The organism is Streptomyces sp. NPDC059002, assembly GCF_042740435.1.
Taxonomy (GTDB): domain Bacteria; phylum Actinomycetota; class Actinomycetes; order Streptomycetales; family Streptomycetaceae; genus Streptomyces.
In genome coordinates this window covers 68,163-83,481 of sequence record NZ_JBHYJI010000029.1, presented here as the reverse complement: position 1 = coordinate 83,481, position 15,319 = coordinate 68,163, and the positions used below count along the sequence as shown (strand labels likewise).

Genomic DNA, 15,319 nt, shown 5'->3' with positions numbered 1-15,319 from the left:
ACCCGGACGCTCGGCATCTCCTGGCGGGCGGGGGGGTTGATGTTCGGGGCGGCGTGGGGGTGTGGGGCCCGGTGCACTCGGACTGTTCCGGGGGCCGGGTCCCGGGGGAGATCGCGGGGCCCCCGGCCCTTTTGTTCTGCTGTCGTGCTGTCCTGCTCTCCTGCTTCGTCGCGGCAGGCCCTACGCGATGTGCGCGTCCTCCTCCAGGAGGATCGCCCGCTCGGGGCAGGCCCTCGCGCCGCGCCGCGCGGCGTCCTCGGAGCCTGCCGTCACCACGAACTCCCCCATGTCGTTCGTGCCGAGGTCGCTCACCTCGTAGACGCCGGGAGCCAGTGCGGCACACATGCCGTGGCCCATGCACAGGTCCTCTTCAACACGGCCTTTCATCCCCACGGTCCTTCCCAGTCGGGCTTGTTCGTCTTCGGGTTCAGGCGGTCGGGGCGGCCTCGTCGAAGACGAGGTCGAGGTTGAGCAGACCGCGGGTCGGCGAGTAGTGCCGGATCGGACGGCTGTCCGGCGCCTGCCGGTAGGCGGGCAGCCGGGTGTGCCACTCCTCCAGGGCGATCTGGATGATGCGGCGCGCCACGTGCATGCCGAGGCAGCGGTGCGGGCCGACGCCGAACGCGAGCTGACGGGTCGTCTCGCGCTCGAAGTTGACCTCGTGCGGGTTCTCGAAGACGTCCGGGTCGAGGCCCGACATGCCCCAGGACAGGAGCACGCGGTCGCCCTTGCGCATCGTGACGCCGTGCCGCTCCACGTCCTGGGTGACCAGGCGCCCGGTGGAGGACACCGGCTCGTGGCGGATCAGCTCCTGGACGATGGCGGGGATCTTCTCCGGCTCGGCGACGACCAGCTTCTGCGTCTCGGGGTGCCTGCTCAGATAGTCGAAGACCATGCTCAGCGCGGCCGTCGTGCTGTCCAGGCTGGCCAGCATGGAGACGAAGAGGGCGTTGACCATCTCGTCCTGGGTGGGCAGCCGGCCGTCGTACGTGGTGCGCAGCATCTGGCTGATGACGTCGCGGCGGCCCTCGGTGCCCTCCGCCCTGCGCCGGTCGATCGCGTCGCTGAAGAACTTCCACAGCGGCTGGTTGGCCTCGCGCAGCTCCGCGTCGGTGCGGGCGTTGGGGATGCCCTCGCGGCGCAGCCAGGTCTTGTGGTCGAGGAGCGGCTTGAGGTACTCGCGGCCGATCCCGAAGTTGATGAGGAAGGTCTCGGCGGGCAGCGCGACGGCGAACTCGGAGACGAACTCGCACGAGGAGCGGCCCTGGATGGCCTCGATGGCGTCCGCGGCCGCCTGGCGTATCTGCGGGGTGAAGTGGTTGACCACACCCGGGTTGAACAGGCTCGACAGGGTCTGGCGCCACTTGCGGTGCTCTTCGCCGTCGAGCTGGATCGGGATCTGCTTCTCGGGGAAGATCTGCCGGTGCGGGATGGCCAGTTCGGCGCTGGAGAAGATCTCCGGGGTGCGCGCCGCCCATTCGATGTCCTCGTAGCGGGTCAGGATCCAGAAGCCGCCCGCCTCGTCGGAGCGGAAGATGGGTCCCGCCTCGCGCAGCTCCTCCCAATGGGAGACCGGGTCCTGCTGGAGCCAGGGCTGGTAGAGGCTCCAGGCCTTGGCCCGGTCCTCGACCGAGACCGGGCACTTGGGCGCGGCGCTCTGGTCCTGGGCTGTGTCCGTCATCTTCTATTCCTTTCCTGTCGCGGGCCCGCCGGGTTCGCCGAACCAGGCCCGCAGCGCGGATTCGAGTCCCTTGCCGTCCGATCCCCCGCCGTCGGCCCACGCGATGTGCCCGTCGGGACGGAGCAGCACCGCCGTGGCCCCGATCTCCGGTGCCGGCTGTGCCGTCACCGTGTCCACCCGGTCCGCCCAGCCGTCGGGCCAGGGCCCGGCCGCCGTGCCGCCGGTGAGGTCGAGCAGCAGGCCGCGGCCGCGCCGCAGCAGCTGTCCGACGCTGCTTTCGCCCGCCGTCGTGGTCAGGGCCACGTCGCGGACGGGCTCGCCCACCAGGGGATGCGGGTCGCCCTCGACCGGTTCGCCGGCCGGGACGGTCCGCTCGGGCGGGTAGCCGAAGGCGGCGGTCGCCTCCATCAGGTGCTGGTTCACCGAGCCGTGGCGGGTGAGTTCGGTGAGCATGTCCCGCAGCGGCGTCATCTCGGCCAGCGGGTGCATGAGGCTCATCTGGGCCCGGGAGTGGCGGGCGACGCGCTCGCCGACCGGGTGCCGTTCGGCCTCGTAGGTGTCGAGCAGTGCGGGCGGTGCCCAGCCGTGCAGGGTGGCGGCGAGCTTCCAGCCGAGGTTGAACGCGTCGTGCAGGCCGGTGTTGAGGCCCTGCGTGCCGGAGATGAACAGCTGGTGCGCGGCCTCGCCCGCCAGGAAGACATTGCCTTCGCGGTAGCGCTCGGCCAGCCGCGTACGGCCTCCGTAGCGGTACGAGAAGTGGGTGGCGGCGATCTCCACCTCGCGCCCCCGCACACGGCGCACGCTGGCGAGGAGTTCCTCGGTGGTCACGGCGCCCGCGTCCGCGTCGGGCTCGGTGTCGAACTCGATCGTCATGAGGCGGGTCATGCCGGGCCGCAGCGGCAGGGCGCCGAAGACGCCCGTCTCGTGCAGGCCGCTCTCGAACAAGTCGTGGTCGCCGCCGGTCAGTTCGACGTCGGCGAGGACGCCGTAGTAGCTCTTGCCGCTGCCCGGGAAGGGGATGCCCGCGAGGCGGCGCACGGTGCTGTCCGGGCCGTCGCAGCCCACCAGGTAGCGGCCGTCGATCCGGTACGTGCCGTCCGCGGACCCGACCTCCACGCTCACCCCGGCGTCGTCCTGGGTGAACCCGGTGACCTCGCTGCCCCTGCGCACCTCGACGCCGAGCTCGGTGACCCACTGTTCGAGGAGGCGCTCGGCGCGCCACTGCGGATACGCGTGGGTGTACTCGCGCTCGTCGACCTCGGTGAGGTCGAGCCACAGGAAGCCGAACGGGGTGCGCGGCCAGGCGAAGATCTCGTCGGGGGCGATGCGGTCGGCGAGGCCGCGCAGTCTCAGCAGGTCGAGGGAGCGGCTGTGGATCGCCATGCCCGCCGAGAACTCCTCGATCCCCTCTCTCTTGTCCAGGACGACGGCCTGGATTCCCGCCAGCGCCAGTTCGCCTGCCAGCAGCAGGCCGGTGGGGCCGCCGCCGGCGATGACGACCCTCTCGCTCGTTTCCGTCATTCGGGCTCCTCAGAGGTTGTGCGGTCGAGGCGGGCCTCAGGAGAGGCCGAGCTCCGAGTCGATGAAGTCGAAGATCTCGTCGTCGGTGGCCTGGTCGATCGCGGCTCCGACGGGCTCGCCCGGGGCGCCGGGTGCCCCGAGCGCCTCCAGGGTCAGCAGGGCCTCCCGCATCCGGGCGGCCAGCAGGTCCCTGGTCTCCGGGTCGGGTGCGTCGGCGCCGGCCGCGGTCAGCCGTTCGAGGCCCGCGATGACCGCCTTGACGTCGGCGGGCGCGTCGTCCTGGCCGCCGTCCGGCAGGAGTTCGGCGAGCAGTCGCTCGGCCAGTGCCGTGGGCGTCGGGAAGTCGAAGACGACCGTGGCCGCCAGGCGCAGTCCCGTCGCCGAGTTGAGCCGGTTGCGCAGCTCGACCGCGGTGAGGGAGTCGAAGCCGATCTGCTTGAACGCCTTGCCCGTCGACACCGCCTCGGGTCCGGTGAGGCCGAGGACGGCGGCGACCTGTCGGCGTACGAGTTCCAGGAGCCGCTGCGGCCGGTCCGCCGCGGGCAGGGCGGCGAGGTCGGCGGCGAGCGAGGCGGGTGCCGCGGTGTCGGCGCCGCCCGCGGCCGCCGCGGCGCGGCGGACCGGGGTGCGGACCAGGCCGCTCAGGAGCGGCGGCAGTGTTCCTTCCCTGGCGTGCCCGCGCAGTGCGGGCAGGTCGAGCGGCACGGGCAGCAGGACGGGTTCGGCGGCCGCGAGCGCGCGGTCGTAGAGATCGAGGCCCTGTTCGGTGGTGATGGGGGCGAGTCCGAGGCGGGACATCCGGGCCAGGTCGGCGTCGTCCAGGTGTCCGGTCATGCCGCTGGACTCGGCCCACAGGCCCCAGGCGAGGGACGTGGCGGGCAGGCCCGACGCGTGCCGGTACTGCGCGAGGGCGTCCAGGAAGGTGTTGGCCGCCGCGTAGTTGGCCTGCCCGGGGTTGCCGAGCGTGCCCGCCATCGAGGAGAACAGCACGAACGAGGAGAGGTCGAGGCCCTGGGTGGCCCGGTGCAGGTGCCAGGCCGCGGCCACCTTGGGCGCCATCACCCGCAGCACCTGCTCCTGCGTGAGTCCGGCGAGCACCGCGTCGTCCAGGACACCGGCCGTGTGGACCACGGACGTGACCGGGTGGGCGGGGTCGATGCCCGCGAACAGGGCCTGCACGGACGCCTCGTCGGCGACGTCGCACGCCACCACGGACACCTGCGCGCCCAGCGTCGTGAGTTCCCGCGCCAGTTCGTCGGCGCCCTCCGCCGCGGGCCCGCGCCGGGATGCGAGCACCAGGTGACGTGCCCCGTGCTCGGCCGCGAGGTGCCGTGCCACGCGTGCGCCCAGCGTGCCGGAGGCGCCGGTGACGACCACCGTGCCCTCGGGGTCCTGCGGGGCGGGCAGGGTGAGGACGACCTTGCCGATCTGGCGTGCCTGGCTGAGGAACCGGAAGGCCTCGGGGGCGCGCCGGATGTCCCAGGCCGTCGAGGGCAGCGGGCCGAGCGCGCCGCTGTCGAACAGCTCGCGCAGCTCCTCCAGCATCTCCTTGACCCGGTCGGGTCCGGCGTCGAGGACGTCGAACGCCTGGTAGCGGATGCCCGGGTAGGCGCTCTCGACCTCGGCGGCGTCACGGATGTCGGTCTTGCCCATCTCGATGAACCGGCCGCCGGGGGCGAGCAGGCGCAGCGAGGCGTCCACGTACTCCTGGGCGAGCGAGTTGAGCACGATGTCCACGCCCCGGCCGTCGGAGGCGTCCCGGAAGCGGTCCTCGAAGTCGAGGTCGCGCGAGGAGGCGATCCGGTCGTCGGGCAGCCCCTCGGCGCGCAGCACACGCCACTTGCCGGGGCTCGCGGTGCCGTACACCGTCAGGCCCCAGTGCTCGGCGAGCTGGAGCGTGGCGAGGCCGACGCCGCCGGTCGCGGCGTGCAGCAGCAGGGATTCGCCGCGGCGCACCTGGGCCAGGTCCTTCAGGCCGTAGTACGCGGTGAGGTACACCACCGGGATGCCGGCCGCCTGCGCGAAGGTCCAGCCGCGCGGCATCTGCGTGAGCACCCGCTGGTCGGCCACGGTGACCGGTCCCACGCCCTCGGGCAGCAGTCCCATCACGCGGTCGCCGGGGGCGATTCCGGTGACGCCGGGGCCGGTCTCCAGGACGATGCCGGAGCCCTCGCCGCCCGGCGGGCGCGCGTCGTTGGCGACCATGCCGAGGGCGATGAGGATGTCGCGGAAGTTGATGCCCGCCGCGCGTACCTCAACCCTGACCTCGCCCTCGCCCAGCGGCCGCGCCGCGTCGGGCGCGGGGGCGAGCCACAGGCCGTCGGGCGAGCCCGTGCCCTTGCTGGCGAGCCGCCAGTGCGGATCGTCGGCGGGCGCGGCGAGCAGCTGTCCGGTGGCCGCCCTGCCGAGGCGCGGGACGAGGATCTCGCCCTTGCGCACGGCGAGTTGGGCCTCGCCGCTGTCCAGGGCCGCGTGCAGGGAGTCCGCGTCGAGCGGCTCCCCGTCGAGGTCGATCAGCAGGAACCGGTCGGGGTTCTCGGACTGGGCCGAGCGCAGCAGCCCCCACAGGGAGGCGCCTGCCAGGTGCCGTACGTGGTCGCCGGGGCCGGTGGACACGGCGTTGCGGGTGGCCACCACGAGGGTGGTCCCGGCGAGCCGCTCGTCGGCGAGCCAGCTCTGCAGCAGGCCGAGGAAGCGGGGCACGATGGTCTGTGCCGTCTGCGCGGGCCCTTCCTCGCCGTCGATGTCGGTGTCCGTGCCGTTCGCCGCGGGGACGGCGGTGACCAGCAGGGCGCGGGGTGCGGGCCCGCCCGATTCGATGGCGTCCTGCAGGGCGAGCAGGCTCTCGTGGACGGTGATGTCCATGTCGCCGGAGGCGAGCAGTCCCGCGCTGTGGCCGCCGAGGAGCGCGAACGCTCCGGTGTCCGTGTCCGCCGCCGGGGTGAGCGGGGCGGTGACCCACTCGGTGTGCAGCAGGTCGTCGTCGCCCGCGGTGCGGGCCGAGGAGGCGATGAGCTCCGCGAGGTCGGCCGGGCGCACGGCGAGGGTGTCCACGGCGGCGACCGGGGCGCCGGTCGCGTCGGCGGCCCGCAGCGCGATGGTGTCGTCGCCGGTCCTGGTGAGCCGGACGCGCAGCAGCGATGCCCCTGCCGCGTACAGCCGTGCGCCGCTCCAGCTGAAGGGGAGGCGGACCTGCCAGGCGGCGTCCGATCCCTCGGCGGGCGCGCCGTCGAGGGCGAGGGCGTGCAGGGCGGCGTCGAGCAGCGCCGGGTGCACCCCGAACCGCTCGCCCTCGCCGCGTACGTCCTCGGAGAGACGCACCTCGACGTAGAGGTCGTCGCCGTCCCGCCAGGCCGACTTGAGGCCCTGGAAGACGGGTCCGTAGACATAGCCGTGTCCGGCGAGGCGCTCGTACACGTCGCCCAGCGGGTACGGCTGCGCGTTCGGCGGCGGCCAGGCCGCCAGGTCGAACCCGGCGCCCTGCCCCGCGGCGCCCGGCGCGAGGACGCCGGTGGCGTGCCGGGTCCAGCCCTCGCCCGCCACGGGCTCCTCGCGGTGTTCGCGCGAGTGGATGTGGACGGCGCGGACTCCCGCGTCGTCGGCCGGGTCCACGGCGACCTGGAGGTCGTACGAGACTCCGGCCGCGAGGATCAGCGGCGCCTCCAGGGTGAGGTCGTCGACCTCGTCGGCGCCGACGTGCCGGCCCGCGTGCAGGGCCAGTTCGAGGAGCGCGGTGCCCGGGAGGAGCACGGTGTCGAGCACCGCGTGGTCGGTGAGCCAGGGGTGGGTGGTCGTCGAGACGCGGCCGGTGAACAGCAGTCCGGCGCCGGAGGCGACCTCCACGGCGGCGCTCAGGAGCGGGTGGTCGGCGGTGTGCTGGCCGAGCCCGGAGGCGTCGCTGATGGTCGTCTCGGGCTCCAGCCAGTAGCGGCGGCGCTGGAACGCGTAGGTGGGCAGGTCGAGTCGGCGGTACGGGGCCCGGCCGCCGGGCAGCGCGTCCGGCCAGTCGGCGGGGCCGCCGCCGGTCCACACGGTGGCCAGCGAGGTCAGGAACCGGTGTGCGGTGCCCTGGTCGCGGCGGAGCGTGCCGGTCGCGGTGGCGGGGGTGCCGGTGGACTCGATGATGTCCTGCAGGCCGACGGTGAGGACCGGGTGCGGGCTGGTCTCGATGAACCGGGTGTGCCCGTCCTCGACGAGCCGCCGCGCGGTCTCCTCGAAGCGCACCGTGTGCCGCAGGTTGCGGTACCAGTAGTCGACGTCGAGCGTCGCGGTGTCGACCGGCTCCGCCTCGACCGTCGAATAGAAGGCGATCGACGCGGACTTGGGGGTGATCCCGGCGAGCTGCTCGATGAGCGTCTCGTGCAGGGCCTCGACGTGCGGGTGGTGCGAGGCGTAGCTCACCGGGATGCGGCGCGCCCTGATCTCCCGCTCGGCGCAGTGCGCGAGGAGTTCGTCGAGGGCGGCCGCGGCGCCGGACACCACGGTCGCGCCGGGTCCGTTGACCGCGGCGATCTGCACGTCGCCCCGCCAGGGGCCGATGAGCGCCTCGGTGGTGTCGGCCGCCAGGGGTACGGAGACCATGCCGCCGGTGCCTTCGAGCACGGTGATCGCCTTGCTGCGCAGCGCGGCGATCCGCGCGGCGTCGGCCAGGTCGAGCGCGCCCGCGATGTACGCGGCGGCGATCTCGCCCTGGCTGTGTCCGAGCACGGCGTCCGGCTGGACGCCATGGGCCTGCCAGAGCCGGGCGAGCGAGGTCATGACGGCGAACAGGGCGGGCTGGACGACGTCGACGCGGTCGAGGTCCGGTGCGCCGGGCGCCTGGGTGACCAGGTCGCGCAGGCTCCAGTCGGTGTACGGCGCGAGGGCGTCGGCGCAGGCGTCGATGTGGTCGCGGAAGGGGGCCGATGTGGCGTAGAGCGAGGCGGCCATGGCGGGCCACTGCGAGCCCTGGCCCGGGAAGACGAAGACCGTGCGGCCGCCGGTGGCGGTCGCGGCGCCGGTCACCGCCGCGGAGCTCTCGTGGCCTTCGGCGAGGGCGCCGAGCCCGGCGAGGAGGGTGTCGCGGTCCTCGCCGAGCACCACGGCACGGCTTTCGAGCGCGGCACGGTGCGTCGCGAGGGCGTACGCCACGTCGCGGGGGTCCGCGTTCGCGGCTTCGTTCTCGGTGTCGGTGAGGAACTCCCGGAGGCGGTCGGCCTGTTCGCGCAGGGCCACGTCATCGGCGGCGGAGAGGATCCAGGGCACGACGGGCGCGGCATCCGCGGTCTCGGCGCCGACGGTCTCGGAAGCAGTCGACTCAGAAGCAGTCGGCTCGGAAGCGGTCAGCTCGGGCGTGCTCGGCTCGGGTGCCTGCTCCACGATCACGTGCGCATTGGTCCCGCTGACACCGAACGAGGAGACGCCCGCGCGGCGCGGATGCCCGTTCTCCTCCCACGGCCTGGCCTCGTCGAGCAGCGAGACGGCTCCGGCCTCCCAGTCCACGTGCGGCGAAGGAGCGTCCACGTGAAGGGACTTGGGCAGCACGCCCTCGCGCATCGCCATCACCATCTTGATGACGCCCGCGACACCGGCCGCGGCCTGCGTGTGACCGATGTTGGACTTCACCGAACCGAGCCACAGCGGCCGGTCCGCCGGGCGGTCCTGCCCGTACGTCGCGATGAGCGCCTGCGCCTCGATCGGGTCGCCCAGCGTCGTGCCGGTGCCGTGCGCCTCGACGACGTCCACCTCGCCGGGCTCCAGGCGGGCGTTGGCGAGGGCCTGCCGGATCACCCGCTGCTGGGAGGGGCCGTTGGGCGCGGTGAGGCCGTTGCTCGCGCCGTCCTGGTTGGTGGCGGTGCCGCGCAGCACGGCGAGGACGGGGTGCCCGTTCTTGCGCGCGTCGGAGAGCCGCTCAAGGACGAGCAGACCGACACCCTCACCCCAGCCGGTGCCGTCGGCGGCAGCGGCGAACGGCTTGCAGCGGCCGTCCGCCGACAGCGCCTTCTGGCGGCTGAACTCGATGAACGTCAGCGGCGTCGACATGACGGTGACGCCGCCCGCGAGGGCCAGCGAGCACTCGCCCTGCCGCAGCGCCTGCGCCGCCAGGTGCAGGGCGACCAGCGACGACGAGCACGCCGTGTCCACGGAGACCGCGGGGCCTTCGAGTCCGAAGGTGTACGACACGCGGCCCGAGGCCACACTGCCCGCGCTGCCGTTGCCGAGGTAGCCCTCGAAGCCTTCCGGCGCACGGCCCGACAGACGTGAGCCGTAGTCGTTGTACATCACGCCCGCGAACACACCGGTGCGGCTGCCGCGCAGTCCTGCCGCGTCGATGCCGGCCCGCTCGAACGCCTCCCAGGCGGTCTCCAGGAGCAGTCGCTGCTGCGGGTCCGTCGCCAGCGCCTCGCGCGGCGATATCCCGAAGAACTCGGCGTCGAACTCCGCGGCGTCGTAGAGGAATCCGCCGTGCCGCGTCAGGCTCGTGCCCTCCCGGCCCGACTCCGGGTCGTAGAGGGACTCGACGTCCCAGCCGCGGTCCTCGGGGAACTCCCCCACCGCGTCGACGCCTTCGGCGACCACGCGCCAGAGGTCCTCGGGCCGCCGCACGCCACCGGGGTAGCGGCACGCCATCGACACGATGGCGATGGGGTCGTCGGCGGTGTCCGCCGACACGACCACGGCGGCCTGCGGGGCCGCGGAGCCCACCGTCTCCTCGACGAGGTGCCGGGCGAGGGCCGCCGGGCTCGGGTGGTCGAAGACGAGGGTGGCGCTCAGCCGCCTGCCGGTCAGCGAGGCAAGGGTGTTGCGCAGTTCCACGGCCATGAGCGAGTCGAAGCCGAGATCCTTGAAGGCGCGGTCGGCCTCGATCGCGGCCGGTGTGGCGTGTCCGAGCGTGGTCGCCACGGCCGAACGGACCAGCTCCAGGGCCGCGTTGTACCGCTCGGCCTCGGGGAGCGCGATCAGCCGCTCGGCCCAGGGCGAGCCGCCGCCCCGCGCCGGGGACGCCGCCGCGCGCCGCGCGCGGGTGCGCACCAGCCCCCGGAAGAGGGCGGGCAGTTCACCGTCCGCCGCCTTGCCGCGCAGGACCGTGAGGTCGAGGCGCGTGGCGACCAGGACGGGGCTCGGCGCGGCGAGCGCGGTGTCGAGCAGGGCGAGGCCCTGGTCGGTGGTGATGGGGGCGAGTCCGAGCCGGGAGACGCGGGCCAGGTCGGCGTCGTCCAGGTGTCCTGTCATGCCGCTGGACTCGGCCCACAGGCCCCAGGCCACCGATGTGGCGGGCAGTCCGGTGGCGTGCCGGTGCTGGGCGAGCGCGTCCAGGAAGGTGTTGGCCGCGGCGTAGTTGGCCTGTCCCGCGTTGCCGAGCGTGCCCGCGACGGAGGAGAACAGGACGAAGGCGGCGAGGTCGAGGCCCTGGGTGGCCCGGTGCAGGTTCCAGGCGGCGGCCGCCTTGGGCGCCATCACCCGTCGTACCTGCTCCACCGTGAGTCCGGCGAGCACCGCGTCGTCCAGGACACCGGCCGCGTGCACCACGGCGGTCACCGGGTGGTCGGCGTCGACGCCCGCGAACAGCGCGTCCACGGCGGCCGCGTCGGCGGCGTCGCAGGCCACGACCGACACGGTGGCGCCCAGGCCGGTGAGCTCCGCCGCCAGCTCGGCGGCGCCTTCCGCGCCGGGCCCGCGCCGCGATGCGAGCACCAGGTGGCGCACGCCGTGTGCGGTGACCAGGTGCCGGGCCACGCGTGCGCCCAGCGTGCCGGAGGCGCCGGTGACGACGACCGTGCCGTTCGGGTCGAGCGCGGCGGGCTCGGCGGAGGCGTCCGCCCTGACCAGCCGGGGCGCGAGGAACTGTCCGTCGCGCAGGGCGAGTTGGGGCTCGCCGACGGTCAGCGCGCGGCGCACGGCGTCGGCCACGTCGCCCGCGGCGGATCCGGCACCGAGGTCGAGCAGCGTGACGCGCCCGGGGTACTCCGACTGCGCGGTGCGCGCGAGGCCCCAGACCGGTGCCGCAGCGAGGTCGCTGACGTCCTCGTCGGGGCGCGCGGCGACGGCGCCCCTGGTGACGACCACCAGGCGGGTGTCGTCGAACCGTTCGTCGGCCAGCAGAAGCTTGAGCTGTTCAAGGGCTCCGCCGGTCACGTCGTACGCGTCCTGCGGAACGTCGCCGGAGAGGTCGCTCTCCCCGCCCACGGTCAGGAACAGCACGCCCGGCAGCGGCGCGCCGCCGTCGACCGTGCCCGCCACCGCGGACCACGGCTCGGGCGCACCGGCGTCGGCGGCGGACCCCGCGGGTTCCTGCACCTCCGTCCATGCGACGCCGAACAGCGCGTCGTCGGCCGCGTTCCTGCTCCGTACGAGATCGTCCGGCGCCACCGGACGTACGGCGAGCGTCTCGACCTCGGCGACCGCGCGGCCCTCGTGGTCGGCGAGCGTCAGCGCCATCGAGTCGTCGCCGGTCCGGGTCAGGCGCACCCTGAGCGCGGTCGCGCCCGTCGCGCCGAGCCGTACGCCGTGCCAGGCGAACGGCAGCCGTACCGAGGCGTCCGAGGTGCCGAGCGCGGCGGCGAGCGGGTGCAGGGCGGCGTCGAGCAGGGCCGGGTGGATGCCGAAGCGGTCGGCGGACTCGGCGGCGTCGTCCGGGAGGCGCACCTCTGCGTAGAGGTCGTCGCCGCCGTCCGCGTGCCAGAGCGCCGTGAGGTTCTGGAACTCGGGGCCGTAGTCGTAGCCCAGGGAGGCGAGCCGGTCGTAGAGGCCGTCGAGGCTTTCGGCGCGGGCCCCCGCGGGCGGCCAGGCGGCCGCGTCATCGGTGCCGGTGAGCCAGGAGTCGGGTCCGGCGGCGATGAGGGTGCCGGTGGCGAGGAGGGTCCACTCCTCGTCCGCGCCCTGGGCGTCGGCGGGCCTCGCATGGCAGGTCAGGGCCCGGCGCCCGGCGTCGTCGGGGGCGCCGAGCACGAGCTGGAGCTGGACGGCGCCCTGCTCGGGCAGGACGAGCGGGGCCTGCAGGGTGAGGTCGTCGAGGGTGTCGCAGCCGACCTGTTCGCCGGCGTGCAGCGCCAGGTCGACCAGGGCGGTGCCGGGCAGCACGGGGTGGCCGCTGATCGCGTGGTCGGCCAGCCAGGCGTGGGTGGCGAGGGAGAGCCTGCCGGTGAGCAGCACGCTGTCGTCGGCGGCGAGGGTGACGGCGGCGCCGAGCAGCGGGTGGCCCGCGGCGTCGATCCCCGCGGTCACCAGGTCGGCGGTGCCCGCGGCGGGCGCCAGCCAGTAGCGGCGGCGCTCGAAGGCGTAGGTGGGCAGGGCGGCCGCGGTGTGCGGCTCCTCGGCGGCGTGCAGCCCGGCGAGGGCGAGCGGGGTGCCGCCGGTGTGCAGTCGGCCGAGCGCGGTGGTGTAGCTCTCCGGCTCGGGGTGGCCGGAGCGCAGGGTGGCGACGGCCACGGCCGCGTCGGCGGCGGCATCCGCGTCGTGGCGCAGCGTCTCCAGGGCGGCGGCGGTCAGCACGGCGTCCGGGCCGAGTTCGAGGAAGCGGGTGACGCCGTCGGCGTGCAGCGCGGTGATGCCGTCGTGGAAGAGCACGGGCCGCCGGATGTGCTCGGTCCAGTAGTCGGGGCTGGTGAGCTGCTCCGTGGTGGCGAGTTCACCGGTGACGTCGGAGATGACGGGGACGGTCGGCTCGGCGTACGTCACGGTCGCCGCGGCCGCCCTGAACTCCGCGAGCACGGGCTCCATGTGCGGGGAGTGGAAGGCGTGCGAGACCGCGAGTTCCTTGGTCTTGGTGCCCTGGTCGGCGAAGTGCCTGCCGATGGCCCGCACCGCGTCCGCGTCGCCCGACACGACCGTGGCGGCGGGTCCGTTGACCGCGGCGATCGACACCAGGTGCTCCTGGCCCTCGATGTGCGGCGCGATCTCGTCCCGGGGCGCGGCGACGGCCAGCATGATGCCGCCGGTGGGCGCGGACTGCATCAGGCGGGCGCGGGTGGCCACCAGGCGTGCGGCGTCGGGGAGTTCGAGCACTCCGGCGAGGTGGGCCGCGGTGAGTTCGCCGATCGAGTGGCCGATGAGGACGTCGGGGGCGGCGCCGTGGTGGGTGAGCAGGGCGTGCAGCGCGGTCTGCAGGGCGAAGAGCGCGGGCTGGGCGTACCGCGTCGTGTCGAGCAGCGCGGCGGCCTTGGTGCCGGGCTCGGCGAAGACGATGTCGCGCAGCGGGTGGTCGAGGTGGGGGTCGAGATGGCGTACGGCCTCGTCGAAGGCGCGCGCGAACACGGGGTGCGCGGCGTGGAGTTCGCGGCCCATCCCGGGGCGCTGGCTGCCCTGTCCGGTCAGCATCCAGGCGGTGCGGCCGCCGGTGGTGTCCGCGGTGCCCTGGGCCAGGCGCGGGTGCGGGGCACCGGCGGCGAGGGCGTCGAGGGCGGCGCACGCCTCGTCGTGGGTGCGGGCGGTGACGGTGGCGCGGTGGGTGAAGTGGGTCCTCGCGGTGGCGAGCGCGTGGGCGGTGTCGGCGAGCGGCGCGTCGGGCGCGGCCCGCAGATGGGCGGCGAGCCGTTCGGCCTGGCCGCGCAGCGCGGCTTCGGTGCGGGCCGACAGGGCGAGCAGCGCGGGCAGTTCGCCCCGCTCGGTGACGGCGGTCGTGGCGGCGGTCGCGGGCTCGTCGTCGGTACCGGCCTCGGCCTCGTCGTCGGCCTCGGCCGCTTCCGGGGCCTGCTCGACGATCACGTGCGCGTTGGTGCCGCTGATCCCGAAGGAGGAGACGCCCGCGCGGCGCGGATGCCCGTTCTCCTCCCAGGGCCTGGCCTCGTCCAGGAGCGAGACGGCTCCGGCCTCCCAGTCCACGTGCGGCGAAGGAGCGTCCACGTGAAGGGACTTGGGCAGCACGCCCTCACGCATCGCCATCACCATCTTGATGACGCCCGCGACACCGGCCGCGGCCTGGGTGTGACCGATGTTGGACTTCACCGAGCCGAGCCACAGCGGCCGGTCGGCGGGGCGGTCCTGCCCGTACGTGGCCAGCAGTGCCTGTGCCTCGATCGGGTCGCCCAGCGTCGTGCCGGTGCCGTGCGCCTCGACGACGTCCACCTCGGCCGGCTTGAGCCGCGCGTTGGCGAGGGCCTGCCGGATCACCCGCTGCTGGGAGGGCCCGTTCGGGGCGCTCAACTGGCTGCTCGCGCCGTCCTGGTTGACGGCGGTGCCGCGCAGCACGGCGAGGACGGGGTGGCCGTTCTTGCGCGCGTCGGAGAGCCGCTCAAGGACGAGCAGACCGACGCCTTCACCCCATCCGGTGCCGTCGGCGGCCGCGGCGAACGGCTTGCAGCGGCCGTCGGCGGCCAGGCCCTTCTGACGGCTGAACTCCACGAAGGTGGACGGGGTGGACATGACGGTGACGCCGCCCGCGAGCGCGAGCGTGCACTCGCCCTGCCGCAGCGCCTGCGCCGCCAGGTGCAGGGCGACCAGCGACGACGAGCACGCCGTGTCCACGGACACGGCGGGGCCTTCGAGACCGAAGGTGTACGACACGCGGCCCGAGGCCACACTGCCCGCGCTGCCGCTGACCAGATAGCCCTCGAAGCCCTCGGGGGAACGGCCGAACAGGCGCGAGCCGTAGTCGTTGTACATCACGCCCGCGAACACACCGGTACGGCTGCCGCGCAGGCTCCCGGGCTCCAGTCCGGCGCGCTCGAAGGCCTCCCACGCGGTCTCCAGGAGCAGTCGCTGCTGCGGGTCGGTCGCCAGCGCCTCGCGCGGCGATATCCCGAAGAACTCCGCGTCGAACTCCGCGGCGTCCTGGAGGAATCCGCCGTGCCGCGTGTAGCTGGTGCCCTCGTGCTCGGGGTCCGGGTCGTAGAGGGACTCGACGTCCCAGCCGCGGTCCTCGGGGAACTCCCCCACCGCGTCGACGCCTTCGGACACCACCCGCCACAGGTCCTCGGGCCGCCGCACCCCACCGGGATAACGGCACGCCATCGACACGATCGCGATCGGCTCCTTGTACTCGCTCAGCCTCCGGCGCGCCTGGCGCAGATCGGCCGTGGCGCGCTTGAGGTAGTCGCGAAGGCGCTCATCGTTGTTCGTCATTCGACGCGTACTCCCTTGGGGCAAGTCCGGCTGGGGTGGCGGTGGAAGCCAGCCTCGCCAAGGGCTCTTACGCGCACC

Annotated in this window: 4 protein-coding genes; all 4 read right to left on the bottom strand. The window is 74.1% G+C overall.

Going from position 1 to position 15,319, the window contains the following annotated elements; translation table 11 throughout:
- Positions 1–180: 180 nt before the first annotated feature.
- The 4 genes from ACFWZ2_RS24945 to ACFWZ2_RS24930 are packed head-to-tail and all read right to left on the bottom strand — an operon-like array spanning position 181 to position 15,241.
- Positions 181–387: a ferredoxin gene (locus tag ACFWZ2_RS24945; RefSeq protein ID WP_384549167.1), complete on the bottom strand. Its 207-nt coding sequence runs from the start codon at positions 385–387 to the stop codon at positions 181–183.
- A 40-nt stretch (positions 388–427) separates the two neighbouring features.
- Positions 428–1,681 carry a cytochrome P450 gene (locus ACFWZ2_RS24940; protein WP_384549165.1) on the bottom strand — a complete coding sequence of 418 codons (1,254 nt, stop codon included), beginning with the start codon at positions 1,679–1,681 and terminating at the stop codon, positions 428–430.
- 3 nt (positions 1,682–1,684) lie between these two features.
- Positions 1,685–3,202 (bottom strand): FAD-dependent monooxygenase, encoded by a 1,518-nt coding sequence (locus ACFWZ2_RS24935; RefSeq protein ID WP_384549163.1) that lies wholly within the window; start codon positions 3,200–3,202, stop codon positions 1,685–1,687.
- Positions 3,203–3,238: 36 nt separating this feature from the next.
- Positions 3,239–15,241: an SDR family NAD(P)-dependent oxidoreductase gene (locus tag ACFWZ2_RS24930; protein ID WP_384549161.1), complete on the bottom strand. Its 12,003-nt coding sequence runs from the start codon at positions 15,239–15,241 to the stop codon at positions 3,239–3,241.
- Positions 15,242–15,319 lie beyond the last annotated feature (78 nt).

Bases quoted from the DNA above. Each gene is read 5' to 3' on its own strand.
- ACFWZ2_RS24945 (WP_384549167.1), bottom strand. From the start codon at position 387: ATGAAAGGCCGTGTTGAAGAGGACCTGTGCATGGGCCACGGCATGTGT.
- ACFWZ2_RS24940 (WP_384549165.1), bottom strand. From the start codon at position 1,681: ATGACGGACACAGCCCAGGACCAGAGCGCCGCGCCCAAGTGCCCGGTC.
- ACFWZ2_RS24935 (WP_384549163.1), bottom strand. From the start codon at position 3,202: ATGACGGAAACGAGCGAGAGGGTCGTCATCGCCGGCGGCGGCCCCACC.
- ACFWZ2_RS24930 (WP_384549161.1), bottom strand. From the start codon at position 15,241: ATGACGAACAACGATGAGCGCCTTCGCGACTACCTCAAGCGCGCCACG.